23 protein-coding genes are annotated in these 25,393 nt (G+C 41.5%); 10 read left to right on the top strand and 13 right to left on the bottom strand.

Features of this window, described 5'->3' with window-relative positions; all coding sequences use genetic code 11:
* The 5 genes from IEY03_RS16300 to hemC all read right to left on the bottom strand — a co-directional run.
* Positions 1-2,242 (bottom strand): retention module-containing protein (locus IEY03_RS16300; RefSeq protein WP_188843640.1); only part of this gene is annotated, 2,242 nt, incomplete at its 3' end.
* A 453-nt stretch (positions 2,243-2,695) separates the two neighbouring features.
* On the bottom strand, positions 2,696-3,868 hold the full coding sequence (locus IEY03_RS16305) for a heme biosynthesis HemY N-terminal domain-containing protein (RefSeq protein ID WP_188843642.1): 1,173 nt from the start codon (positions 3,866-3,868) through the stop codon (positions 2,696-2,698).
* Positions 3,865-5,058 (bottom strand): uroporphyrinogen-III C-methyltransferase, encoded by a 1,194-nt coding sequence (locus tag IEY03_RS16310; protein ID WP_188843644.1) that lies wholly within the window; start codon positions 5,056-5,058, stop codon positions 3,865-3,867. The genes IEY03_RS16305 and IEY03_RS16310 overlap by 4 nt, the downstream gene beginning before the upstream one ends.
* Positions 5,059-5,136: 78 nt before the next feature.
* Positions 5,137-5,859, bottom strand: coding sequence for a uroporphyrinogen-III synthase (locus IEY03_RS16315; RefSeq protein WP_188843646.1), 723 nt, complete (start codon positions 5,857-5,859; stop codon positions 5,137-5,139).
* Between the two features lie 10 nt (positions 5,860-5,869).
* Positions 5,870-6,799: a hydroxymethylbilane synthase gene (hemC, locus tag IEY03_RS16320; protein ID WP_188843706.1), complete on the bottom strand. Its 930-nt coding sequence runs from the start codon at positions 6,797-6,799 to the stop codon at positions 5,870-5,872.
* A gap of 514 nt (positions 6,800-7,313) precedes the next feature.
* On the opposite strand from hemC, the gene IEY03_RS16325 reads away from it, so the two are divergent.
* Positions 7,314-9,746, top strand: coding sequence for a class I adenylate cyclase (locus tag IEY03_RS16325; RefSeq protein ID WP_229778371.1), 2,433 nt, complete (start codon positions 7,314-7,316; stop codon positions 9,744-9,746).
* A gap of 26 nt (positions 9,747-9,772) precedes the next feature.
* Here IEY03_RS16325 and cyaY read toward each other — a convergent pair whose 3' ends face one another.
* A complete protein-coding gene (gene cyaY / locus IEY03_RS16330) occupies positions 9,773-10,102 on the bottom strand; it encodes an iron donor protein CyaY (RefSeq protein WP_188843650.1) in 330 nt (109 codons plus the stop codon).
* Between the two features lie 67 nt (positions 10,103-10,169).
* Between cyaY and lptM the strand changes: the two genes are divergently transcribed.
* The 7 genes from lptM (at position 10,170) to IEY03_RS16365 (ending at position 15,575) form a co-directional block, all read left to right on the top strand.
* Positions 10,170-10,358 (top strand): LPS translocon maturation chaperone LptM, encoded by a 189-nt coding sequence (lptM, locus tag IEY03_RS16335; RefSeq protein WP_188843652.1) that lies wholly within the window; start codon positions 10,170-10,172, stop codon positions 10,356-10,358.
* 15 nt (positions 10,359-10,373) lie between these two features.
* The gene (gene lysA / locus IEY03_RS16340; protein WP_188843654.1) at positions 10,374-11,618 is read left to right on the top strand and encodes a diaminopimelate decarboxylase; all 1,245 of its coding nucleotides are present in this window, start codon (positions 10,374-10,376) and stop codon (positions 11,616-11,618) included.
* A 25-nt stretch (positions 11,619-11,643) separates the two neighbouring features.
* Positions 11,644-12,471 carry a diaminopimelate epimerase gene (dapF, locus tag IEY03_RS16345; RefSeq protein ID WP_188843656.1) on the top strand — a complete coding sequence of 276 codons (828 nt, stop codon included), beginning with the start codon at positions 11,644-11,646 and terminating at the stop codon, positions 12,469-12,471.
* A gap of 126 nt (positions 12,472-12,597) precedes the next feature.
* Complete coding sequence (locus IEY03_RS16350; protein ID WP_229778372.1) at positions 12,598-13,224, top strand: DUF484 family protein; 627 nt, start codon at positions 12,598-12,600, stop codon at positions 13,222-13,224.
* Positions 13,225-13,304: 80 nt separating this feature from the next.
* Complete coding sequence (gene xerC / locus IEY03_RS16355) at positions 13,305-14,207, top strand: tyrosine recombinase XerC (protein WP_188843660.1); 903 nt, start codon at positions 13,305-13,307, stop codon at positions 14,205-14,207.
* Positions 14,207-14,992 (top strand): HAD-IA family hydrolase, encoded by a 786-nt coding sequence (locus tag IEY03_RS16360; protein WP_229778373.1) that lies wholly within the window; start codon positions 14,207-14,209, stop codon positions 14,990-14,992. The genes xerC and IEY03_RS16360 overlap by 1 nt, the downstream gene beginning before the upstream one ends.
* 91 nt (positions 14,993-15,083) lie before the next feature.
* Positions 15,084-15,575, top strand: a complete 492-nt coding sequence (locus IEY03_RS16365; RefSeq protein WP_188843663.1) for an Sbal_3080 family lipoprotein — start codon at positions 15,084-15,086, stop codon at positions 15,573-15,575.
* A 56-nt stretch (positions 15,576-15,631) separates the two neighbouring features.
* Here the strand turns inward: IEY03_RS16365 and IEY03_RS16370 are convergent, their stop codons facing one another.
* From IEY03_RS16370 to IEY03_RS16385, 4 genes are all read right to left on the bottom strand, one after another.
* Complete coding sequence (locus IEY03_RS16370) at positions 15,632-16,129, bottom strand: AlbA family DNA-binding domain-containing protein (protein WP_188843665.1); 498 nt, start codon at positions 16,127-16,129, stop codon at positions 15,632-15,634.
* 91 nt (positions 16,130-16,220) lie between these two features.
* The gene (locus IEY03_RS16375) at positions 16,221-16,757 is read right to left on the bottom strand and encodes a hemerythrin domain-containing protein (protein WP_188843667.1); all 537 of its coding nucleotides are present in this window, start codon (positions 16,755-16,757) and stop codon (positions 16,221-16,223) included.
* 165 nt (positions 16,758-16,922) lie between these two features.
* Positions 16,923-17,369, bottom strand: coding sequence for a YeeE/YedE family protein (locus IEY03_RS16380; protein WP_188843669.1), 447 nt, complete (start codon positions 17,367-17,369; stop codon positions 16,923-16,925).
* A 1-nt stretch (position 17,370) separates the two neighbouring features.
* Positions 17,371-17,793 (bottom strand): YeeE/YedE family protein, encoded by a 423-nt coding sequence (locus IEY03_RS16385; protein WP_188843670.1) that lies wholly within the window; start codon positions 17,791-17,793, stop codon positions 17,371-17,373.
* Between the two features lie 301 nt (positions 17,794-18,094).
* On the opposite strand from IEY03_RS16385, the gene IEY03_RS16390 reads away from it, so the two are divergent.
* Positions 18,095-18,619 (top strand): DUF3087 family protein, encoded by a 525-nt coding sequence (locus tag IEY03_RS16390; protein ID WP_188843672.1) that lies wholly within the window; start codon positions 18,095-18,097, stop codon positions 18,617-18,619.
* 362 nt (positions 18,620-18,981) lie between these two features.
* Here IEY03_RS16390 and ohr read toward each other — a convergent pair whose 3' ends face one another.
* Positions 18,982-19,404 carry an organic hydroperoxide reductase Ohr gene (ohr, locus tag IEY03_RS16395; RefSeq protein ID WP_188843674.1) on the bottom strand — a complete coding sequence of 141 codons (423 nt, stop codon included), beginning with the start codon at positions 19,402-19,404 and terminating at the stop codon, positions 18,982-18,984.
* Positions 19,405-19,791: 387 nt separating this feature from the next.
* On the opposite strand from ohr, the gene IEY03_RS16400 reads away from it, so the two are divergent.
* Positions 19,792-21,552 (top strand): alkaline phosphatase D family protein, encoded by a 1,761-nt coding sequence (locus IEY03_RS16400; RefSeq protein ID WP_188843677.1) that lies wholly within the window; start codon positions 19,792-19,794, stop codon positions 21,550-21,552.
* Between the two features lie 76 nt (positions 21,553-21,628).
* Here the strand turns inward: IEY03_RS16400 and IEY03_RS16405 are convergent, their stop codons facing one another.
* On the bottom strand, positions 21,629-22,684 hold the full coding sequence (locus IEY03_RS16405) for a class I SAM-dependent rRNA methyltransferase (RefSeq protein WP_188843679.1): 1,056 nt from the start codon (positions 22,682-22,684) through the stop codon (positions 21,629-21,631).
* 201 nt (positions 22,685-22,885) lie between these two features.
* Entirely contained in the window at positions 22,886-25,063 is a 2,178-nt protein-coding gene (locus IEY03_RS16410; protein ID WP_188843681.1) for an OmcA/MtrC family decaheme c-type cytochrome, read from the bottom strand.
* Between the last annotated feature and the right edge of the window lie 330 nt (positions 25,064-25,393).

Consider the following 25,393-nt stretch of genomic DNA (forward strand, 5'->3'; position numbering starts at 1 on the left):
TTAAGTTGCCATCGGATACGGTCAAGTTGATAGCCGGTAAGGTACCACCGTTGTTAACCAAGTCAGCGCCGGCTTGGGTGAGTACGACAACACCATTCACAAGGGCGTAATAGCCGTCATTGTTAGTGCCTGGGGTGAAGTCTACCGTCAGAACATCCCCGTCTTCATCAAAGGTGGTGTAGGTGGCGGCTACGTCGCCAGCGACAGCACTGTTTTCAGTAAAGTTATTGGCCACCACATCAATGGTTGGCGCATCATCGACAGGTGTCACTTCAATGGTTAACGTAGCTGTTGTACCGGTATTGGTGGTGTAGGTGATAACCGGAACTTGACCATTCCAGTTTTCATTTGGGGTAAAGGTATATGTGCCATCAGCGTTGATAACAAGAACGCCGCCTTCAAGCTCGACTTCACTGCCTGCTGTGTAGGTCTCACCGTTTACTTCAAAAGAAACAACTGCTAAATCAGAATCAGGATCGCTGTCGTTATCTAACACGTTGCCAGACACTTGTGTGTCTTCAGCTGTGGTAGCTGTGTCATTTTGCGCAACTGTTGGATCATCAACGGGTGTTACTTCAATGATTAATGTTGCGGTTATGCCTGTATTGGTGGTGTAGGTGATCACCGGAACGCTGCCGTTCCAGTTGTCATTAGGGGTAAAGGTATATGTGCCATCAGCGTTGATAACAAGCACGCCATTTTCTAACGTGACTTCGGTGCCAGCAGCATAGGATTGACCTTCTACTTCAAAGCTGACAACGGCTAAGTCTGAATCTACATCACTGTCATTATCTAATACGTTACCAGTAGCAACTGTATCTTCGGCGATAGTTTGGCTGTCATTCACTAATACAGAAGCATCATCAACGGGTGTCACTTCAATGGTTAATGTTGCGGTAACACCAGTATTGGTGGTGTAGGTGATAACTGGAACTTGACCATTCCAGTTTTCATTTGGGGTAAAGGTATATGAACCATCCGCGTTTAGAACAAGCATGCCATTTTCTAAGGTGACTTCACTGCCAGCGGCATAGGATTGGCCTTCTACTTCAAAGCTGACAACGGCTAAGTCTGAATCTATATCACTGTCATTATCTAATACGTTACCAGTAGCAACTGTATCTTCGGCGATAGTTTGGCTGTCATTAACTAATACAGAAGCATCATCAACGGGTGTCACTTCGATGGTTAATGTTGCGGTTAAGCCTGTGTTAGTGGTGTAGGTGATAACCGGAACTTGTCCATTCCAGTTTTCATTTGGGGTGAAGGTATATGAACCATCGGCGTTTAGGACTAGTACACCATTTTCTAACGTGACTTCGGTGCCAGCGGCATAAGATTGACCTTCTACTTCAAAGCTGACAACGGCTAAGTCTGAATCTACATCACTGTCGTTATCTAATACGTTACCAGTAGCAACTGTATCTTCGGCGATAGTTTGGTTGTCATTCACCAATACAGAGGCATCATCAACAGGTGTCACTTCAATGATTAAAGTTGCGGTTAAACCTGTATTGGTGGTGTAGGTGATAACCGGAACTTGACCATTCCAGTTATCATTTGGCGTAAAGGTATATGAACCATCCGCGTTTAGGACTAGCAAGCCATTTTCTAAGGTGACTTCACTGCCAGCGGCATAGGATTGACCTTCTACTTCAAAGCTGACTACGGCTAGGTCTGAATCTACATCACTGTCATTATCGAGGACATTTCCAGCAGCAACTGTATCTTCGGCGATAGTTTGGCTGTCATTCACTAATATAGAGGGAATGTCATTAAGAGTAATTGGGGTATCGTCTTGTGCTAATGGAGCTGCTGCAGGTTGGGCTGCAGTATTAAATCCAGCATTAGCAATGGTTTCATCACCAGTACGCGCTAAAGATACAAAGCCAGAATCACCTTGATTGCCAGTAGGTGTTCCAGCGGCGGTTTCAGGTAGTTCGGCAGTTGGATCTTCACCGGAAGCGATTAAAGCTTGAAGAGCTTCAATTTCATCTAGCGCATCTAAGTTAGCTATTTCTGCACTTGAAGCTGATTGGGGGAGAGTGTCTCCGTCTGTTGAATAAACAGTACCGTCATCAAATGTGATAACAAAACGTGCATTATCATCAAAAACTAACACACTTTCAGAAGGAATTATTTGTCCTAATTGAACAGATGTTAATTTATTGTCTGCAGATAAACTGATATTACTTTGCGTTTCAGCCAACGTGCCCGTTTTTGAAGTTGTTAACGTACCCATATCTTTAGCTCCCAACAGCTATAATAAAACCAGAAATGCCTAACAAATTATTAACTTATATTGAGCGTGCGTAGAGGGGTCTCTAGACACACTTTCAATATTTGTATTAGAACATACAATTATATTTCAAAACTTTAACACAGTCAATTTTTTGACATTGCCATCAAGTATCATAACTGTCTTAAATATTTTTATAAAAAAGCCAAAAACAATACTAAAGCATTAAAATCAAGGTCTTCAATTCATATATTTTTAAGTATTTTTTTTGTTATCTTTTTTGTAAGTACTGATGCTGTAAGTTTAGACTGTATTTTGTAAAAAATATCAAGGAGGAATGGATAAAAAACAATGTGGGAATTTGTGATTGTGGTGAATAAAAGAACATAATTTAACAGGTAAGTTTAAAATGAAAATCTGCACTAGTCACTGCAGATTTTCATTTATTAATAGCGGTTAATCGTTGAGGTGTGCTGCGTTTCGATAGCTTTGTAAAGCCATCATATTGTCACCCAGTTGTTCTTGCACTTGTGCAAGTGCTAACCATCTAGTGCGAGTGGGCTCAATGTGGCAGGCATTATTAAAATGCATTTTTGCTTGTTTGAAATCCCGTGTTTGCAAAGCAAGTTTTGCTTGACACTCTTGGTAATTCACCACATTTTCATGGGTGTGTTCAAGCTTAGCTAATGACTTTCTGATGTCTTGATCATGGGCGGTTGCGATTACTGCGGTCGCATCAAATAAAGCTGCCTTTGGATTGGATTTTAACTGTTTAGATAACAATTTAAGTGCTTCGTCCTTACGTTGTAATTTACATAGCCCGTATAAGTAAGCAATAAAAGTGTCAGTTTGATTTTTTTCAGATTTGCTAAACCAACTCCAGCATTTATCTAAATCGTTTGACGACTGTTCAGCGGCTTTATTAACGAGCTGTACATTCGTTTGCACCGAGATTTTTTGCAACTGTTCTTCAGGGTAAATATGGCGCTTGGCTAAGATGGGTAATAGCGATTTTAGCGCTGGCCAATCTTGCTGGGCGAGATATAAATCTGCTGCAATTTTTAAAATTGGATTTTTACTTTTACTGGTTGGTTCAAGTTCATCAAGTAAAGTACGTGCTTGAGTTAACTCACCTTGCTGAAGTAAATAACGGGTGCGAGTTGTTAGGGCTGCAGCTTTTGCTAAAGGTTCTGCTTGAGCCTGGCTGAGATAGCGATCTCGCTCAGCTATTTTATGTTGGTGTTGCGCCGCACGAGCCGCTGCAAAATAGTTTAATGCAGGTAATTCACCATTTTCAGCACCTTTAGCCATGGCTTTTTCCGCAGCAGGCCAATCTTCTTCCGCCAATGCTAAAGCACCTATTAAGGTTTGCTTTTTGGCTTTCTTTATCCGCCAACGTTCAGGTAAAAAACGACTATTGAGCACTAGGGTTAATACAAAAACTAAAGCTTTTTTAATCACTTCAAATGAAACAAAAATAGCAAAAAGTACCAGTAGTCCAAAGGCTAAGCTGGTTTCAATTTGATAATCCCAAATTGCAATATAGATATAGCCTTTAGTGGCTAAAAGATAAGGCGTTAGGCATAAGCCTAAGACAATGATAAGCACATACGCTAACAGTTTGATCATAGCGTTGGCTCCTCTTCTGGCATCATTTGTCCATAAGTGATTAACTCTTGTAATAAAGGTGTGGACTGAAATTGTTTAGTGTTAATCGACTCTATCGTTAGACCTGATAATTTTTCAAGCTGGGCTAAAACGTTGAGTGTATTGCGGTCACTCATATCAAAATATTGTTTTACCCATCGCTGGGCATAATCGATGGCACTTTTATAGCCTTGCTCATCATAGTTATGCAGCGAAAATTGAGCTTGTAATAACTTAAGGCGCACATTTTCAACTAAATACCACTGTTGCTCTATGGGCAATAGCGGTTCTAAATCTGTGGTGCGTTGTCTAATAGTGATAAAGCCTTCAACAAACTGTTTAAATGATTTAGATAAATTGGTCTGCCAATCGTCAATTGAATCTGTCAGTGGCTCGGTTAAAGGGTCAGCTGATATCTCTGTGTTGATTCTATTTAACGGTAAGTTAGCGATTTGATCTATTACGGCGTCAATAGCATAGACTGAACCTGCTATGTCGGTCGTTTTAATCGCTTGAGTCGCAGCAATATCATGGGCTAGGGCTTTACGAAGTTGATGTAAAGCGGGATCTTTCATCGCTTCAATTCGGTTATCTGCGGCTTGTAATAAACTTGCTGCGGTTTGAGGATCTTTCTCAAGCCAAATTTTACGACTGGCCATGCGCACAAGGTATTCTGCTTCTGAGGCCATCCAGTGATTAGGACTGCGCTGCGCAACAATAGCCACTCGTTCTTGAAGTTGTTTATGTGCTTTTTGCAATGAGACAAGCTGCTGATAGGCTTTAGCATCATCACTTTGTTGCTGCTCTAACAGTGCAATACGCTGATTTGGCGTTGATAGTGATTGCTTTAATTCTTGTTTAAGTTGCTGATTACCTACTTCAACAGAAGAGAAGTCAGTCACTAATTTTTGTTGTTGAATTTGCTGGTTATTGAGTTGCAAATATAACCAGTAACATCCTGCAATCGCAGTGCCGGCAGCTAACCAGCTGATAAGAATACTTAATCTAACCCACCATGAGCTACCTAATTTACGATGGCGACTTGATGGTCCTGGGGCGCGTTTTAACGTTGGGGCCGTTTTAGTCGCTTGAGATGAGTCGTCCTTTGCCTGAGGTTTTAACACTGTTTCGTTAGTGTCAACGTCAGTGGTTTCGGGTTTGTTGTTATCCATGAACAGTCCTTGAAAGCAAAATACGACAATTTGATCGTGAAAAACTCACCATCATTCAACCATGTGATGAAGTGTAAATTACGCAGACAGACCTAAAGCAGCAAGCACAGCTTGAGTATTTGCTCCATTTGCATTGGTTACTCGGTGTAATCCTAATGCATTTGCCTGTAATTCCACACGATTACTTGGCACTATGATATGACATGAATGTAGCCATGCAAATAATTCTTTTGGAATTACCGTAATTAAATTGGTTAATATCTCACCGCTGGTTACCACAATAGTATCGATACCAAATTCGGTCCATTGTTGATATATCGGTTGTTCATGGAATTGAGGTGAGGTGCGTTGATAGACATCCCAATAACATACTGTGGCGCCTCGTAGTAGGAGTGCTTCAGCAATCGTTTCTCGGCCGCCAGATCCTCTGCAGATGATAAATGATTGTTTATTCACATCTTGCAGTTCAGGTAAAGATAATAATCCTTCGCTATCCTGGCTTTCTTCTGGCGCGGTAAAAACACTTAAATTAAAACGTTTTAGCGCATCTGCAGTGGCTTGTCCTACGGCAAAGTATCGGCATTGTGGAGGGAATTTATTCTGGAGTTTTTCAGCTGTAAATTTAACGGCATTGGTGCTGATGAAAATAAGGTTATTTGCATCAAAAAAATGTCTGGGTACTGCTTGTTGAGTGGCTTCAACCGCTAAAAGCGGAGTAACCAAATGAGCAACTTGAAGCTTTTCAAGTTGCTCAATCATATCTTGATTACGACCTTCAGGCCGCGTTAGCAAGACTTTCATGGTCAAATCGTTACTTAGTGTAAACGGCGTCTAGGATGGTTTTAGCACCGCGACTGAGTAGATCGTTAGCCAAAGCTTGTCCTAGTTCAATTGCTTGGGTTTTATCACCTGCAACTTGTCCGGTTATCACCTGACTGCCATCTGGGTTACCCACTAAACCGCGTAAGGTTAATGTGTCGCCAATGATTTCAGCATATGCACCGATAGGTACCTGACAACCGCCTTCTAGGCGTGTGTTCATAGCTCGCTCAGCCAATACGCGATAACGCGTTTCTAAATGTTCAAGGGGAGCAAGTAAACTTTTAACGCGCTCATCATTGGTACGACATTCAATGCCTACCGCACCTTGGCCGTTAGCAGGTAATGACTCTTCGGCAGAAATAAAGCTAGCAATACGTTGCTCTAACTTAAGACGAATTAGGCCAGCAGCGGCAAGAATAATTGCGTCATAATCACCGCTGTCTAGCTTAGCTAAACGGGTGCCAACGTTGCCACGTAAATCTTTGATAACAAGATCTGGGCGAGACGCACGAATTTGACATTGGCGACGAAGACTTGATGTTCCTACTACTGCACCTTGTGGTAATTCGCTGATGCTTTTATAACTATTTGACACAAATGCATCGCGGGGATCTTCACGCTCACAAATGACTTGTAAGCCTAGTCCTTCAGGAAAATCTACTGGCACATCTTTCATTGAATGCACTGCGATATCAGCACGGTCTTCCAACATGGCAACTTCAAGTTCTTTAACAAATAAGCCTTTGCCACCCACTTTAGCTAATGGGGTGTCTAAAATAACATCACCTTTGGTGCTCATTGGAAGCAGTTCAACGATTAACCCTGGGTGAATGCGCTCTAATTCTGCTTTTACAAACTCAGCTTGCCACATTGCCAGTGGACTTTTACGCGTTGCGATACGAATAGTGTTTTCAGACATAGCCATATTTATCCATCTACTAACAGTAATTGCGCTAATGCTAACATTGGCTTTAGGCATTTGTCATAACTGTGTTGAAATTGTTTGAAGTCGCACCATGATTTCTTAATTTCGCCACAAATTTGCCAAATAAGTTTAATGATGAAGGTTAATAATGTTGATGTTGCGAATATTTTTCAATGGGCGCTTAGTCAGTGGGAATTAAGCTGTTGTTCCTTTTGGAATGACAGTCTGCACTATTGTTAGTTTAGCTTCGAGGGTGCTAAGCGCATATTGTGCAAGCTCTGGGCTTCACTTAGTTGAAATATTGACGTTTTAGAGTCGTGTTGTGCAAATTGACACAAATTATTTTTTACAACAAGACTTTTGGCTAGATTGCGAAAATCTAATTTAGTGTTAACCTTATCACGTGTTGCTTGTTTTTTTGATATAGATCACATTAATAGTCTGTAAAGCTAATCTGAGTTGTTGAGCTGTAATATCAGTGGATGTGGGTGATTTAAGGATGGAGTCTTTGCCAATTATTCAGCATGAACATGTTGGACATGACAGTGCGATTATTTGCGCTGAAAAATTAAATACGTTGCGATTACAGCGTGTTCAACTAACTCTACCTGAACATCAGTACCAACTCTTCTTACTTATCCCTTATTTACTTCAGATTAATCACAATCAGATACCCGGTTATAGTGACCCTGCAACTCCCTCAGGGATCTGTGGTTTTTCATTTAATGCAGCAATAAAACACGCATGCCAAATTGCTGATATTGAATACTTTCCTTTGATATCAGAACAACCCTACGCATTTGAGGGTGTCTATGCAATGGGCAGCTCGTCCAGCTTTGGGCAAAATCTGAATAGTGACGTGGATATTTGGCTGGTTTACCATAGATCATTAAATGCAGCCGATCTAAAACTGATAACGCATAAAACGACTCGGTTAACCGCTTGGTTTGCGCAATTTGATTTTGAAGTCAATTTTTACCTTATTCATCCAAACCAATTTCAAGAATGCAGTTTGTATGATAATTGCCAACCTTTGGGAGAAGAGCACAGTGGCTCAGCCCAGCATTGGCTTTTATTAGAAGAGTTTTATCGCACTCATATTCGCTTGGCGGGCAAGTCTGTGGCTTGGTGGCCCGATGCACAGGGGGATGATTTACTGTTTTTAGGAGCATTAGATAATATCCCGGCTAGCGAATACTTTGGCGCTTCATTGTGGCAGCTTTATAAAGGGTTAAATAAACCGCATAAAGCGTTGTTAAAAGTGTTATTGCTCGAAGTCTACGCCAGTGATTACCCACAAAAACACATGATAACCGATACCATTTGGCAATATTGTTTAGCAGATAACTTTTCTGAAGATAACGATGCTTATCTTATTTTGTATCAAAGAATAGAAGCGTATTTATTATCAAGACGAGAAGTCAGACGGCTCGAAATTGTCAGACGGTGTTTTTATCTTAAGTGCGGTATTGCTTTATCCGCTTCGCAACAGGTGCAAAATGATTGGCGCTCGCAAAAGCTAACCCAGTTAACTATGGATTGGAATTGGCCAAGCAGCTTATTGTCAACGTTAGATAATGCAGGCAATTGGCACTCAGGCCAATTACAATGGTTTAACCAACAATTAAATGAACTGTTACTGACCAGCTATAAAAATTTACTTCAATTTGCTTCTAAATATGAATTAAGTGATCGAATGCGGGTAGAAGAGTTAGGGCTGTTAGCACGTAAGCTGCACGGATTTTTTAATGATGATCCTCATACATTACCCGCACTGAATCCGTTGTGGAGCCAAGGTGTGAATGAGCCCGTGTTAGCTGTATGGTACTCGAAAAAAAAATCACAATATCATTTGTTTCGAGAGATCACTTCAACCAAGCAATTGATAGGACAGCAAGCGTTGTTTATTGGTAAAACCGTGGTTGATGTTGTGGCATGGGCGGTAATGAATGGGCTTGTCACCCACAAAACTCGTTGGTTTGGTATTGAACAAAGCAAAGCCTATGCAGGTAAATTGGCCCAGCTTGCCAGTGCTTTAATACCGCAAATTAACCTAAGTTTTGAAGTCACAAAACGCCACTTATGTCAGTCTTGGTTTTATCAGCAAGTGATTTTGGTTGCTAATATGGATGATGACCCAACCTTGGTCTGGAATGGCCAAGAAATCATGGTTGATTACATGAATGGCGATATTTTATCCTTAGGCAGAGATAAACAAAACATGTTGTCGAGTATCGATATCATCAGTTTAAATAGTTGGGGAGAATGGCATTGTCATCGATTTGAAGGCGAGGTGGCACTACTCGATGCAATATCATTTTTAGTATTAGGCTTGAAGCGAGCTAACGAACAAAGCCGCATTTCAGTCGTGTCATGCTCAGCTAAATTATCCAAGCAAATAAGTGATCAACTCAGTCAGTTACTAGATTTATGTTACCAAACAATTCAAGGCGTAACAGATAGCCAAACATTGTTGATTGAACTAAATCTGGCAGATAAAAAGTATGGTTTACACTTCAATTCATTAGGCATGGTTTACAAACCATTAATCGCTCACAAGACAGTGTTTCATTATAACCGTCCCCGTTTAGTGACCCATTTACCCAGACCTGAGCTAAATAATGAGCCTTTTGCAACTGTACCCACCATTATTCAGCGGTACATATCACATGGTGCAAAACAATTCTTTTTACGACAACTGAAACAGAAGCTCGAAGTGATTTTAGTTGATGAACACAATAAGCTCAGTCATACCGTGCTAGATAAAATGACGATCACCCAGTTAGTGAGCCAGCAAAGTATGCACTTTGTAAAAAACAGTCATCAAGATCAGCAAGCATTTTTTAATATGCCGCAATTTTTCCATTTAGTACGAAAGGATGGTGTCTTGCTGGTTGAGCCTTTTGGGGTAACCGAAGATGAAATGGGCTCAGCGTTCTAACTGAGCCTATTATTGCAAAATGGTGATCAGATGCTGATCACAATCCCGCCTTGCTTGGCAATTGACTCTAGTACAAAAGGCACAAAATCAATGTTGTTTCGGGTGTCTAACCACTTACCGTCTTGATAGGTAAAGTGATATCCACCTGTTTTGGTAGCAAGCCAAATCTCATGTAATGGCTCTTGTTTGTTGATAACAATTTGCGAGCCATCTTCAAAACTCAGCTGCACTACATTACCGCTGTAATCGATATCCACATCCGCATCTTGTTCATCAATAGCGGTTTCAATGGCGCTATCAATTGCGCTGAATATTTCATCAGCCAATTGGTGAAACTCAGTATCTGTCATTGCCATGCATTTCTATCCTTTGCTTTCTGCGTTATGAATGCGATTATAAGGCCATAATTGATCAGATGCACAGATGTTGAGAAAAATGAGACTGCTTTTATTACTTTTGCTTGCTAGCCTATTGCTTACTGCCTGTGGTCAGAAAGGGCCGTTATATAAAACTCCTGCGTTGGAAGATAACCAAACAGCCGTAGTGCCCGTAGTTGCTGACACCAAAATAACACCAGTAGAATTGGACTCAACCGCTGAAAAACAGCCATAAAATAGGAAACGCATTGTGGATTTTTTTACTTATCAAGACAGTAAGTTATTTGCCGAAGGTTGCGATGTAAGTGCGTTAGCTAAAAAACATGGTACCCCGCTTTATATTTATTCTCGAGCGACCCTAGAACGCCATTGGCATGCTTTTGATAAGGCTGTTGCTGATCATCCACATTTAGTGTGCTATGCCGTTAAAGCAAACTCTAACCTTGGTGTACTGAATACCTTAGCCCGTTTAGGCAGTGGTTTTGACATTGTATCGGGCGGCGAGCTGTCGCGCGTATTACAAGCCGGCGGCGACCCTAAAAAAGTGGTTTTTTCAGGTGTAGGTAAAACCGTACCAGAAATGGAGCAGGCGCTTAAGGTTGGCATTTACTGTTTTAATGTTGAATCAAGCGCAGAGCTGGAACTGCTGAATGAAGTCGCGGGTCGTTTGGGTTATATTGCACCAGTGTCTTTGCGGGTTAATCCAGATGTTGATGCAGGAACCCACCCTTATATTTCAACCGGATTAAAAGAAAATAAATTTGGTATCGCTATGGACGAGGCTGAACAGGTTTTTGCCCGTGCAGCAGCATTGCCTCATTTACATGTTAAAGGGGTAGATTGTCATATTGGTTCACAGCTCACTGAAATTAAGCCCTTTTTAGATGCAATGGATCGTATGTTAGCGCTGATTGACCGTTTAGCAGGGCAAGACATAGTTATCGAGCACTTTGACGTTGGCGGTGGTTTAGGTGTGCCATATAACAATGAAACGCCTCCGCACCCAGACGCCTACGCTGCGGCTTTACTTGAGCGTTTAGGTCAACGTCCTATTAAACTGATTTTTGAACCAGGTCGTGCTATTGCTGCCAATGCTGGTATTTTTGTTACCGAGGTACTTTTCCTCAAAGAAAATAGCGATAAGCGTTTTGCTATTGTTGACGGCGCCATGAATGATTTAATTCGACCATCGCTTTATAGCGCATGGCAGAATATTATTCCGGTTAATAAAACGGATGCACCAACCCAAGCTTATGATGTGGTTGGTCCGGTATGTGAAACGGGCGACTTTTTAGGAAAAGACCGACAATTATCTGTTAAAGCGGGTGATTTACTTGCCGTCCGTTCAAGCGGTGCTTATGGTTTTGTAATGTCATCTAATTATAACTCACGCCCACGGGTGGCAGAGGTGATGGTTGATGGCGAACAAGATATATTAGTACGTGAACGTGAAACGGTTGCTCAACTTTGGCAAGGTGAGCACTTACTGCCTTAATGCGTCAATAGAAAAGGAAACACCTTTGATTCAATTCACAAAAATGCATGGGCTAGGCAACGACTTTATGGTGGTTGATGGCGTCACCCAAAATGTATTTTTTTCGCCAGAGCAAATACGTCGATTAGCCGATCGAAATTTTGGGATTGGCTTTGATCAATTATTATTGGTCGAGCCGCCCTATGATCCTGATTTAGATTTTCATTATCGTATTTTTAATGCCGATGGCAGCGAAGTGGAGCAGTGCGGTAATGGTGCGCGCTGTTTTGCTCGTTTTGTGCGTAATAAAGGCTTAACTAATAAAAACAAAATCCGTGTTAGTACAAGCTCTGGCAAAATCACTTTACGAATTGAACGTGATGGTCATGTGACCGTTAACATGGGTGTGCCGATCATTGACCCAAGTCAGATCCCTTTTAAAGCCAAAAAGAGCGAAAAAACCTATTTACTGCAAACGCCGATGCAAACTTTTTTATGTGGTGCAATTTCTATGGGCAACCCACATTGCGTATTAGAAGTAGAAGACGTAGAAAAGGCTGCTGTGGCGGAAATTGGCGCGATGCTAACCAACCACGAGCGTTTTCCTAAAGGGGTTAACGTCGGGTTTATGCAGGTGATTAGCTCAAGCCATATCAAGTTACGTGTATATGAGCGAGGTGCAGCCGAAACCTTAGCGTGCGGCACAGGCGCATGTGCCGCGGTGGCTGTTGGTATGTTGCAAGATAAATTAGATAACCAGGTTAGGGTTGATTTACCTGGTGGCTCACTGACCATTAATTGGGAAGGTGAAGGTAAATCATTATGGATGACAGGCCCGGCCGAACATGTATATGATGGTCAAATTCAGTTGTAATATTCAGGTAGATTAATTTTTATGAGTGACTTAACTTCAGCCGCTGATGTGGCATCAAATCAAGATATACCATCAGACGCCGCATTAAATATTGATGCGATTGGCCAGGATTTAAGTGCTGAAATGATGGCAAATTTTGATCATCAATTACTCGATGAACACTTAATTCGTGAATATTTGTTGGATAATCCTGATTTTTTCAATCGTCATCCTGAGCTGTTGATTGCGTTAAGATTAAGTCACCATGAACGTGGTGCGGTATCTTTAGTTGAGCGCAGGCAAGAGATACTGCGTCAAAAAGTGACTCAACTGGAAGAAGAAATTACCAGCTTAATGAATGTGGCTAAACAAAATGAGCGCATTTTTTTATTCAACACTGAACTGTCGTTTCAACTGCTAGCGAGTGAGGATTTAGGTGAACTGAGACAAATTTTGTCAGAAGGTTTACAAAATGAATTTGGCTTCACCCATGTGCGATTAATCACAGTTCACGATATCGACAGTGAACTGGCCAATATATGGCGTCATAGAATCCATAATAATTACTACTTTGGTCGCTTAACTCAATCTGAATCAAAACGCTTATTCGGCAGTGAGGTTGGATCTGTGGCATTAACACGATTATCAAATGAAAATGGTCAGGTCATATTTGCTATTGCCAGTGGCGACCCAGCTCATTTTTATCCCGATATGGATTCATTACTATTCAGTCAATTACGTCGCTTATTGGATCACTTACTACCCACTTTTTAACCGTGTATTTGTGGCTGGATCTCGGAGCACCTTAGCATCATCGATAGGTGCTTCACTCAAGAACAACCGGAGTGAACACGATGCCACACACAGATTGGCAAGCCAAGTATTGTCAATATCTGACGTCAGAACGTCAGTTGTCGGCTTACACTATCCGCAATTATTTATATGAATTGACACGGGCCCAATCGATATTGGGGAACGAGGTATTATTACAAGATGCCAACCGCGAGCAATTACAACAAGTGTTGGCTAAATTGCATCGTCAGGGTTTAAGTCCAAGGTCAATTTCATTAAATTTGTCGGCACAAAAGCAGTTTTTTGAGTTTCTATTAACCGAGAAACTGATAGAAATTAATCCCGCAAAAACCTTGAGTGCTCCCAAACAAAATAAACCTTTGCCTAAAAATATGGATGTAGATGCCGTCAGTCATTTACTGGATATAAATGGTGATGACCCACTCACTATTCGTGATAAAGCCATTATGGAGCTGTTTTATTCAAGCGGCCTACGTTTAGCTGAACTAGCTGGTTTGAATTGTGGTGACATTCAGCTAGATAATGCTGAAGTGAAAGTGATGGGTAAAGGCAGTAAGCAGCGTATTGTGCCGGTAGGGAAAATCGCCTTGGAAGCATTAACGTCATGGCTTAGGTGTCGCGCCGATATGCCCACTCAAGATGCTGACGATGCTTTGTTTGTCAGTAATCAGGGGAAGCGATTATCACACCGCAGCATTCAAGCTCGGATGAAAAAATGGGGGCAAGAACAAGCATTATCAGTCAAAGTGCATCCGCATAAACTGCGTCATTCATTTGCAACTCATATGCTTGAATCCAGTGCAGATTTAAGGGCTGTGCAGGAGTTATTAGGCCATGCTAACCTTTCTACGACCCAAATTTATACCAGTCTCGATTTTCAACATTTAGCCAAAGTTTATGATGGTGCTCATCCTCGAGCCAAAAAAAATAAAGGGAGTTCATGATGGATAATCTCGACCCAAAGCGTCAATCCGCTACCGCGTCTATTGCCTCAGCTCCGTCTCAATCTAGCATCATCCAATACCAGCGGCTTAAACCATTCAAGGCAATAAGCTTCGATTTAGACGACACGTTATATGATAACCAGCCGATTATTATCAATGCGGTAAAACAATCGTTTGCGTTGTTACACCGTGAATATCCCGCGTCTACCCAATGGACAACAGATGATTGGCTCAAGTGCAAATTGGCACAGCAAACTCTTTATCCTGAACTTAAACATGATACTTCAGCAGCTCGATACGCGATGCTCAGAGAGGGATTAATCCAGCTGGGTTACAATGAAATCCAAGCAACCCAAGGAGCACAAGCTGGATTAGCCTATTTCCAGCATCACCGTAGTGATTTTACCGTTGCAGAAGATGTTATTGCCATTTTGCAGGCATTAAAAGTTGATTTTACCTTAGTGGGGATCACCAATGGTAATGTCGATGCTAGTCGCATTGGATTGACCCAGGTATTGGAATTTGTTTTACATCCAGGTTATGGGATAAAAATGAAACCCCACAGTGACATGTTTACCTTGGCTTGTAAGCAGTTAGCGATTTCACCTTCAGAGTTATTGCATATAGGCGATCACCCAACCTCAGACATAGTCGGGGCAAAAATGGCTGGCTGCCAGACCGTTTGGCTTAACCCTTGTCAACAAAACAGAGATAAAAAATCATCGAGTCTGTTGCCTCAAATACAAATTACACATTTAAGCAAATTATTAGATTTCTGTAATTAAATTATTATGTTATTAAAATGTTGAGTGTAAGTCTTTTGTATGTTTTAATTTTTGAGTTATAACTCTAACCCTATTTATTCAAGGAAGACAAATGAGTGCAAAATTAAGATCGTGTTTCATCGTTGCGTTATCTCTTTTAGGTTTATCGGCATGTTCGATTAAGCAAAAAATTGACCCTATTGAAGTGACGAGTTCGACAGAAGTTTGTATTGTTGAAAATAAAGATGTCCGTGAAGGCTTCTTAAAAGAATTTGAAAAAGTATTACAGCAAAAACAAATTAAATATCGGATCGTCCAAGAGTTAGATGCTCAAAATGGTTGTGAGTGGACGTCAACATACACTGCGAACTGGGCATGGGATTTAGCGTTATATATGGTGTATGCAGAAATAAAGGTCTTTTATCAAGGTAAGCTAGATGGTGAAGCTATCTATGATGCGCGAATGGGGGGAGCAAACATGAATAAATTTATCGATGCAGAGCCTAAAATTCGTGAGTTGGTGGAGCAATTGATACAGCAAAAGCAAGCTAACAATCAATTTAGAGTTATTCACTCCTTTACCGAACAGCAAGTGGCGATATAAATAAATTTATCATCCAACTTTGAAGCCAATAAATTTGTTTTTATTGGCTTTTTTATTTACTTAAATTTTAAACCGTTGCGCTTATTCATTTGATCAACCTGTTCTCGGCTGGCGTGCATATCGGCATCACCTACCCGAAAATAGGTGCCGCTGTAGGGATCTGGGCCTATGTAAATCGGTCTAAGTTTCAGATCCACTGGTGGGACATGAATTCGGATCAGCTTCTTACCCATAATTTCTATTATTTGTACGTCAGTTGGCGATAGAATGTTATGGCTAATTTTTTGCGAATTATTGAGGATTTGCCAGATTTCACTGAGCATAGGCATAGGGTTTACAATGCCCTCAATGCTAAACTCTCCATGTTCTTCTTTCACACCTAAAATAATCTCACCACCTAAGGTATTGGCAAAGGCGCTATAGGTTTCCCACATGCCTTCTGGCAGCTTGCCATTACCATCACGCCCTCCAGCCAGTTTAAACTCTACCTGGGCAGACTCATGAAGGTTGGCAATATCATCTAGGGCAAAAGTAGGGTAGTGATGATTTGGCATAGCATCAGTCAATTATTCATATTCTGTAGTTAGCTTATGAATAATCAACTGAAAAAGATAGTTAAAAGTCAAAGATGCTCAGGTGATAAAACTATAAAGTCAAAGCCTTAGGGAATAGCAGATTATTCTCAATATGGATGTGCATTTGGAGGTCGGCATCAAATTCTGCCAGCGTTTTATAGCAGGTGCGCCAAGTGTTGCAGGCACCTTCTGGTACAAGGTAGTTGCGAGTAATTGATCTTAACTGCAGCAGTATCTGATGGGCATTATCATGTTCATGTTCCATAACATGAATAGGATTACCAATGTGACCGAAACAACCATTCACTTCTTGCCCCATGCTGAGTGAACGTATTGCTGGAAATAAAATGCGCTCTTCTTTGATAAGGTGCGGCATGAGTTCTGCAATTAATTCAGTAACGCAATGTGACAAGGGGAGGATTTCTTGATGGTCATCTGCATGCGCCACCACCATTCTTTGCAAGTTCTCTTGTAACAAGGGGGCGGTGTCACGAATGTATTTATGGTGACTTGCTTCAATGTGATTAAGCAGATCAATAAGGCTTAGCTGATCCAGTTGTGACAATTGGGCTTGTTGTGCAGGAGAGAATAATTCAAGAGGTGGCATGGCGATTCCAAAGAAGATGTATTTAAGCTGAATATTAAATACATCTTTTTGTGTGGCAAGGTAATCCAGACTAATTTGCTAGGTTAATCACAAATTGGCCAGTAATTACAACGCCAACTAACGCAAATGTGGATGTAATGTAGTGAAAAATGCTTATCGCTATGGTTAAGTGATTTTTATTAGTTTTTTTGCAACCAACATACCTAATAGCATTGCGATGACAAATCCGATAAATTGACCATTCAGAGTCACTAAATTCACCATCGCTGGACCAGGGCAAATTCCTACAAGCCCCCAACCTAAACCAAATAAACTCGCGCCGATTAATAATTTTTTATCAACGTTAGTTTTAGTTGGCAGAAAAAATTGTTCATCTAATAAAGGCTTACTTTTGGGTTTTACCCCAAACACATATCCAAAGCTAAATACGCTTAATCCCGCAGCCATCACTAACGCAAGGCTTGGGTCCCAATCGCCAAAAAAATCGAGAAAATTAAGCACTTTATTAGCATCAACCATTTGCGAGACGATCAATCCCAAGCCAAATAAACAGCCTGAAATAAATGCCACAAACGCCTGTAATCGATAGGAAGTATCTGGATGCTGATTCATATTATGCCCCAATAACATGCCGAGTGAAAAATACCACCACAGCTGCCAGCAACATAAAAACCAATGTGGCAACAATTGAGCGTTTAGACATTCTGCCAATACCGCAAATACCATGGCCACTGGTACAGCCTGCACATAAGTAAGTACCAAAACCCACCAAAAAACCGCCCAGAAGAGTCAGTGTCCAGCTAGTATTTAACTGTGTCGGTAAAGTGAAGCCGACAGCGGGAGCTAAAAAACCACTTAATGTCAGACCGGCAATAAAAGCCCAGCGCCATTTCGCATTAGGATTTTTGAATTGCATGGCACCACTTAAAATACCCGATATCCCCGCAATACGGCCATTAAGCAGTATTAATAACAATGCACCTAAACCTAACAGTACACCGCCCAATAGGGCACTAAAAGGAGTAAATTCAGTCATATTCACCATCAACCATTAAAAAGACGGCGCAGTTTACCATAGGACAAAGTGTAATTCTTAACTCAGATAAGGTATGTCTTTTATCTACCTATTTAAACGAGTAAAAACCAGCTCAGTGTGTATGAGCATAACGAGTAGCCTTGTTATTGCGACGTAACTGCCGGTTTAGTGAATGGAACTGAGTGATAGATTGATAGCTGATTATTGTGCCTCTGTTAATGTGTTTAGCTGCTGTGGTTAATGAGTGATTCACATTAAACGAGTATAATGCCGCCAATATTGAATCGTTAGAGCCAAATTTATGAGATTAAGACACGTTGATAAACCGCAATATCGTAAAATGACTAATCAAGTACAGGTTGGATTAATTGCCATTTTAGCTATTTCATCAGTGGTATTTGGGCAGATATTGATTGCGCTATTGGGGTCCGCATCCGTAGAAGTTGGGCAGCCAACTGGCAACTTTTACTTTAATTTTGCTGGGGTGATTTTAGGCTTAATGCTGTGCACGCTAGTAGTAAAGTATGGCCGAGTAAAATCACAATATACTGACGTGTATTACGTTTTTCAGCTTAAGCAGCTGCAAAATAAAATTTACCGAAAGCTTAACTCAGTGCAAAAGTCTGCTGCAGATAATAACCATGACGCCTTGGTTATTTTATGTTTTTATTATCAAAGTTTAGCGCTGGTTTACGAACTAGATAACAACACCCTGACGATAACTGAAGTGAATAAGCAAATTGCGGCATTAGAGAAACAAATTTCAGATAACCAATTATCATGTGATGTGAGTGAATTTGACATCAAGTTGTTAGGGCATTTCTAAACATCAGCTAAAGTGATTTTAGGTTCAAACAATAGAGAAAAAACCAGGAACATAAATGCTTCCTGGTTTTTTATTAGGGTCTATATACCCAAACAACTTGAAGATACGTGTTTCAGAGCTTCACCGTGTTTTCAATACTAGGCGCGTTAATGCGGTAATGTTGGTACCTTATAAATTAGCGCAACAACGTAGTGGGAACACGGTGAAACTCCCTGAGGGCAAGTTTTACACGCGTTTATGCTGCGTTATTGATTTTGAAAAGGGAATAACCATTACCCGCAATCAATGCCTTGCCTAAACGCGTGTAAATTCTTGCTGAAATCGAGCATCTTCAGGTTGTTTGGGTATATATGGTCGAGTGTTTAAATCGCCACGTTATTTACCGTTAACTTCACATCTATGTTACCGCGCACCGCGTTGGAGTATGGACAAACTTGATGAGCGGTTTGAACAAGTTTAACAGCATCTTCCTGAGGTAAATCTAATTCAACGGCCAGAGCTACGGTTAATGCAAAGCCTTTATTATCATTTGGACCAATACCGACTGTCGCCGTCGTTGGCGCAGATTTAAGTGCCACTTTCATTTCACGAGCCACATGTAAAATAGCATTGGAGAAACAAGCCGCATAACCTGCAGCAAATAATTGTTCAGGATTAGTGTGTTCGCCACTGCCGCCCATTTCTTTTGGGTAGCTTAATCCTAAATCAAGCTTGTTATCATCAGTTGTGACTTGACCATTACGACCCGCTAAAGCCGTTGCAGATGTTGTATATAGAGTTGACATTAATAATACCTCAAAGAGAAAATAAAATACATTGCACACAATTTAATTGTGTTGACTGTAAATGATATGTGCACATGATGCAACTAAATTGTGCGCAATTTAATTTCGTGTTAATTATCAATCCAACAGTTTTATTAATATAACCTCATAGGTAAAGGTGAATTTTTAGGCCAATCAAGTTGGATATCTCAGCCCAGTGGATAGTCATATACCAACCTTAGTGATGGCATTTATGGCTCAACACTAACTAAAGTTCGATGATAAAGCTTTTATGTAACTATTCTGTCATTTGATTGTCATTCTGTATTAGCACAATAGCCGCACTTGTCTGACCTGTAGGGGGCATTAATAGGCAGACATCATCATGAGTTTAATAAGGAATATCGAATGAAAATAGGGGTAAGTCGTCGCGATTTTTTAGCTATGTCAGCCAAAGGGGTTGGTGCGGTCGTTGTGTCATATGGATTAATGGGCTGTAACAGCGATGATGAAGCCAGCTACTCTGGCCAATTTTTGCAGGGTATTGCCAGTGGCGATCCAGCCAAAGATGCTGTGATCTTATGGACCAGAGTCACTCCAGACGTTGAAGCTGATATCACAGTGTCATGGGAAGTGGCCTTAGATGCTAATTTTAGCCAAATCGTCACTAACGGCGTAATGAAAACCAACGCCAAACGTGACTATACGGTGAAAATTGATGCGGTTGGCCTTGAGGCGGGCAAAGGATACTTTTATCGCTTTAAATCGGGTAAATATATTTCAGAAGTTGGCATGACTAAAACCTTACCTGAAGGCACGGTTGATTCAGTGAAATTGGCAGTGATGTCATGTGCAAACTATCCTGCAGGTTATTTCAATGTATACGCATTAGCGGCTCAGCGTGATGATTTAGATGCGGTTATTCATCTAGGGGATTACTTGTATGAATATGGTCGTGGCGGGTATGCCAGTGAAGATGCAGCGACTTTAGGCCGTGAAGTGTTGCCTGCGGGGGAATTATTATTACTTAATGATTACCGCACGCGTTACGCTCAATATCGTAGTGATATGAGTTTGCAAAAACTGCATGCCAAAGTTGCTTTTATTACGGTATGGGACGATCACGAAGTGGCTAACGACACCTGGCGAGAAGGTGCTGAAAATCACAATGACAATGAAGGGGATTTTGATTTACGTAAGCAAGCCGCACTGCAAGTGTATTTTGAATGGCTGCCAATCCGCCCTTGGAGCGAAGGTAACCATCAAGAAATCTACCGTAGCTTTAACTATGGTGATTTAGTGGATTTACATATGCTAGATACTCGATTGCTGGGACGAGACAAACAGCTCGACTATGCTGACTATATGGACCCTGCAACAAAGGCATTTAATAGCGCCGCCTTTTCAAGTGATGTAACGGATGTTAATCGCACCATGTTAGGCCAATCACAATTATTATGGTTGCAGCAAACATTACTTGAGTCTACAGCTAAGTGGCAGGTGCTTGGGCAACAAGTGTTGATGGGTAAAATGTTGCTACCAGCGGCAATAGCGACACAACAAATGAGCATTCCTCAATTTGCCGAGTTAGCGATGTTAGCTCAATTAGCTGCGCGTGCACAGGCTGGCGATCCGACATTGTCTGCGCAAGAACTCGCGTATTTACAAGCAAATCAAAGCCAGTTGACTCCTGAGGTGATAGCCTTACTACAATTGCCGTCAATTCCTTATAATTTAGATGCTTGGGATGGATATGCCTATGAGCGTGAAGTTATTTTAGCGACTGCAAAATCGATGCAACACAATCTTGTGGTCGTGGCCGGTGACACTCACAATGCCTGGGCCAATGAACTTGTTGATAGTCAGGGAGATACGGTTGGGGTTGAGTTTGCAACCAGCTCAGTGTCTTCACCGGGGTTGGAATATTATCTTGGTTTATCAGATGCTGAAATGCCTGCAACGGAAGCTGCAATAGTTAATCTTATTAATGACTTAAAATATGCTAACGTGAAAGATCGTGGTTACTTGTTACTGACATTTAATGCCGAAGAGGCAGGTAGCGAGTGGCTTTATGTGAATACTATTAAAGATAAGTCATTCACGACATTAGTTGAGCGCTCTGCATTTGCAACCGTTAAAGTCCAACAGCCGAAGGTTATTATGGGTTAATAATCTCACTCTTCAGCCAATATTTAGTGGCGATGTTGGCTGAAGAGGTCATTGTCTGAGACGATAAATGGCTAGTTTAATCTATGGTTAACGCAACGATTTTCAGTGGATGATTTTGATCAAAAGCGGGAAAGTCCTCATGACAATCCAGCCATTCAATTTGGCTGACCTGACGGCCATTTTTTTCAACACAACGTACTAAGCTATCTAACCAAGCTTTGCGTTCCACTTTGGCAACATTATTACAGCAAACAATGGTGCCGCCAGTTTTTGTGGTTAGCATGGCGGGTTTAAATAAGCCTTGATAATCATTGATTAAATCGACCACACCAAAGACACTTTTGGCAAAACGAGGCGGATCTAAAAACACCAGATCAAAGGTGGTTTTAGCAAGTTTAGGATACTTGGGCAGCTTTTGATTTCGACGGCCGCCAACAGGTAAACCTGCTAATTGGCGTAATGCCGGAAACGCATCGCTTTGTACAAATTCACATACGTTTTCAACCTGATTTAACTCAGCATTTTTCTTACCAGCAGCCAGTGCAAAGGAAGAAAAGTCGACATTCATCACTCGCTTAGCTCCACCCACTGCGGCGGCAGTACCAATACCGCAAGTGTATGAAAATAAATTCAATACCGTTTTGTTATTGCTGTGCTGACGCACATATTCTCTGCCCACCCTCATATCTAAAAATAGCAGTGGGTCTTGTCCTTCATGGCGCAGCTTTGTTGTGAAGGCGATTCCATTTTCATGCATCACTTGTTCAGACATGGCGTAGTCTTGTGCTTCATTTAACAAGCTATTTGCTACGCGGGAATTCTTTTGTGAGCGGTCGTTGTACACCACAGGAAAATCGCCATGCTGAATCAATACTTGGCTAATGTGTGCAAGCTGTTGCTCTGATAATGTCTCGTGAAAAGATTGTACTAACCATGCATCGCCATAGCGGTCGATGTTCAAACCATTAGCGCCTTCTACCGTGCCATGAAATACGCGATAACAGTCGGTATTGTGCTGCTTTGCATAGGCAAAAAAGCTTTCTCGTCGGGTAATGGCAGCAGCGAGCGCTTGGGTAAAATCGATTGCCGCTTTTTCTGGTGTGGCAATGCAAGAAGAAGTTGGGGTTGTCATAGGAAAAAGGCCGCTGAGTTAGGGTAGAAAGCTCGTCATTATATCAGAGTCTTATACAGGAAGCAGTCAAAGTCATCCGTGGATTTGGGTATGGGCAGGTTAAAAAAGGTGCCTTTATAAAATAAAGGCACCGAAAGGTCTAACTTGGGTTGTTGCGGGTGAATGAATGACTGGCGCTAGGCATCACCTAACGCCGATGGGTTATAGCTTGTGACCGTGATGCTCCATAATTTTCTCAGGGCTATGACAGGTCGCACAGGCTTCTTTAGCCGATTTAGCTTGCTGTTTGTCTGGGCCAAAGTACGCGCCATTACTTTGCATATGCGCCATTGCTGCATCTGATAGATACTTTTGGTGGCAGCTAATACATGATGCTGCATCGGATGATGCGTACCAGGTTTCAACGGGTGTTAGGCTAGGATCGTTTTGTTTACCAGGGATAAAGCTTGGTACAACATGCGCCTGTCCAGCATTGCGACCTAACTCAAATCCATAAGCTTTACCGCCCCATCCCTCTACTTCAGCATGACATGTCATACAGTCGGTTTTGAGTATGGTGCCACTACCACCGTGGCCATTATCATGTCCTTTGGCTTTATGGGCTTTGTACATAAAGCTAGTTGATTTCATTTCTCCCCATGCCACGGCATCACCATTAGCGTCTTCAACCGCACCGAGTTTTTTATCATTGGTGTGGCAAGCAATACAGTTTACGCCGTTTGAGTCATGGTAAAACTCAAAGCTATGACAGCTATGACAGGTTTGGTCATCAACAATTGCACGGCGCATAGCAACGACGGCTTCACTGTCAGCTAACACAGTGCGGTATGCGGGGGTTTGTACATAAGCTGGATAAGCTTCGGTGTTATCACAACTTGTGCGGGTTGATGTTCCTTCGATAAAGCACACTTTAACTACAGGTAATACTTCAAGAGAGCGAGAAGCAATGTCCGCAGGGAAGTTCATGCTTACTTTGACACTCACACTGTTATCCGCATTCCACGTCGCTTTGTTGGCATCTTTAATATCGATGCGACGCTCACTATAGGGGGATTGGTCAAAATCAGGATAGTCTTTTTCAACATCCCAGCTGATCACCACATAGGGCTTGCTATAGCCTTTTTTATACACTTCATTTTGGGCGACTGTATTGCCAGTGTCATCCAAAATTTTCATTTCGAAGCTGATTTCATTTGCGGCGCTGATCGCGACATTACTGACAGTTACACCATACTCTTTCGCTGCTTTATAGGGCTTAGCGTGATTGTCATGCACCGCAGCGCTATGACAGTCAGTACAGGTCAGTTGTGGGTTTTTATCCGACTTATGCTGTGCTGGTGAATCAGTATGACAACCAGTACAGGCATTAGCATTGGCATTTGCCAGCCACAGGTCTTTATCGGCTAAGGTCTCATCTTCTACGTGACAGGTTGCACAATCCATAAAGGGTTTGGTTGGGAATGCAGGGTAATCAAAGGCATGATCCCCGCCATAACCTGCAATGGTATATGGCATCGGCACGATATTGCCTTGTTCATCTTTACCTTCACGGTTAGGTCCCATGTGAATCGCGTGAACCATATGGCCTAGCTCAACAGATATTGCATTAGGATCAGTCACAATACCATTATGACAAGATTGGCAGTTTTCCATGTCTAAACGACGACCGCCATGGGCTTTAAGGCTGTCTGGCTGATGACAGGTATAGCAGGTTTGTAAAGTCATTAGATCACGGGTTTCAATACCCTCAGAGGCATTTGTTGCTGGTATCCAATCAAAATGGGCATTTTCAGCCAACTCTTTTCCTGAGTCGTACTCAAATTGCATTTCAATGGCTATACGTTGAGTGAGTGCAGGGTCAAAAATCACTCCTGCAGGATCTTCAGTTGCCGTAAGATCGGTTTTGAAGGTGTAGGTATAAGTGCCGTTATTATGATCGACTAAGCATTCGACGCAGTTGTTAATTTTTTCAAAACCTTGTTCGAAGGTTGTGCCTGCATCATTGGTGGTTTCGTTAAGTAACGATATCCATTGTTTTAATTCACTGCCTTCAGTCGTTTGCAGCTGAGCTAATGAAAAACGGAAATCATGAAAAGGGTTAGTACCACTTAACCCAAATAAGCCCACTCCTTGTTGGTTTTCTAATTCAAAATCAACGCTAATAATGCCGTTGCTATAGCTTGCTTGGGTAATATTGGCGATAGCATTATTAGCCATATCAATATGTAAACCGCTAGTGCCAGGTGTACCAGGATCTCCAGGGCTGCCAGGGTTTCCGTCTACACCGTCTTTTCCATCGTTGCCATCACCGCAGGCCGACAACATCATGGTTGATGCAATAAGCAGTGCTAGTGTGGTGGTTTTTGTTTTTATCATCATCTTTATCTCCAATGTTCACTCTAGGTGTCACAGGTATAAATGTTAAAGATTGGTAGGAATTCTGATATGAAGCCCATCACTCAAACCAATGTAAATTGGCTGACTTTTTGTGCTGTATTTTGATGGTTTTAAAGTGATTTATAGGGATTTTTTGGTTGTTATGGTCGAATGGGTAAGATTTTGCTGTCGAAACCGTACTTTAGTAGTGTTTTATGTCAAATTCTACAAAGTGAAACTCTAATATCTATATTCAGCAAATCACAATCATGCATTTTTAATTTTTTGCATAAATACAATTACCACTATGTTTATATTAGCTTTTTATTATCT

It is taken from the genome of Shewanella aestuarii (assembly GCF_014647215.1).
GTDB lineage: Bacteria > Pseudomonadota > Gammaproteobacteria > Enterobacterales > Shewanellaceae > Shewanella > Shewanella aestuarii.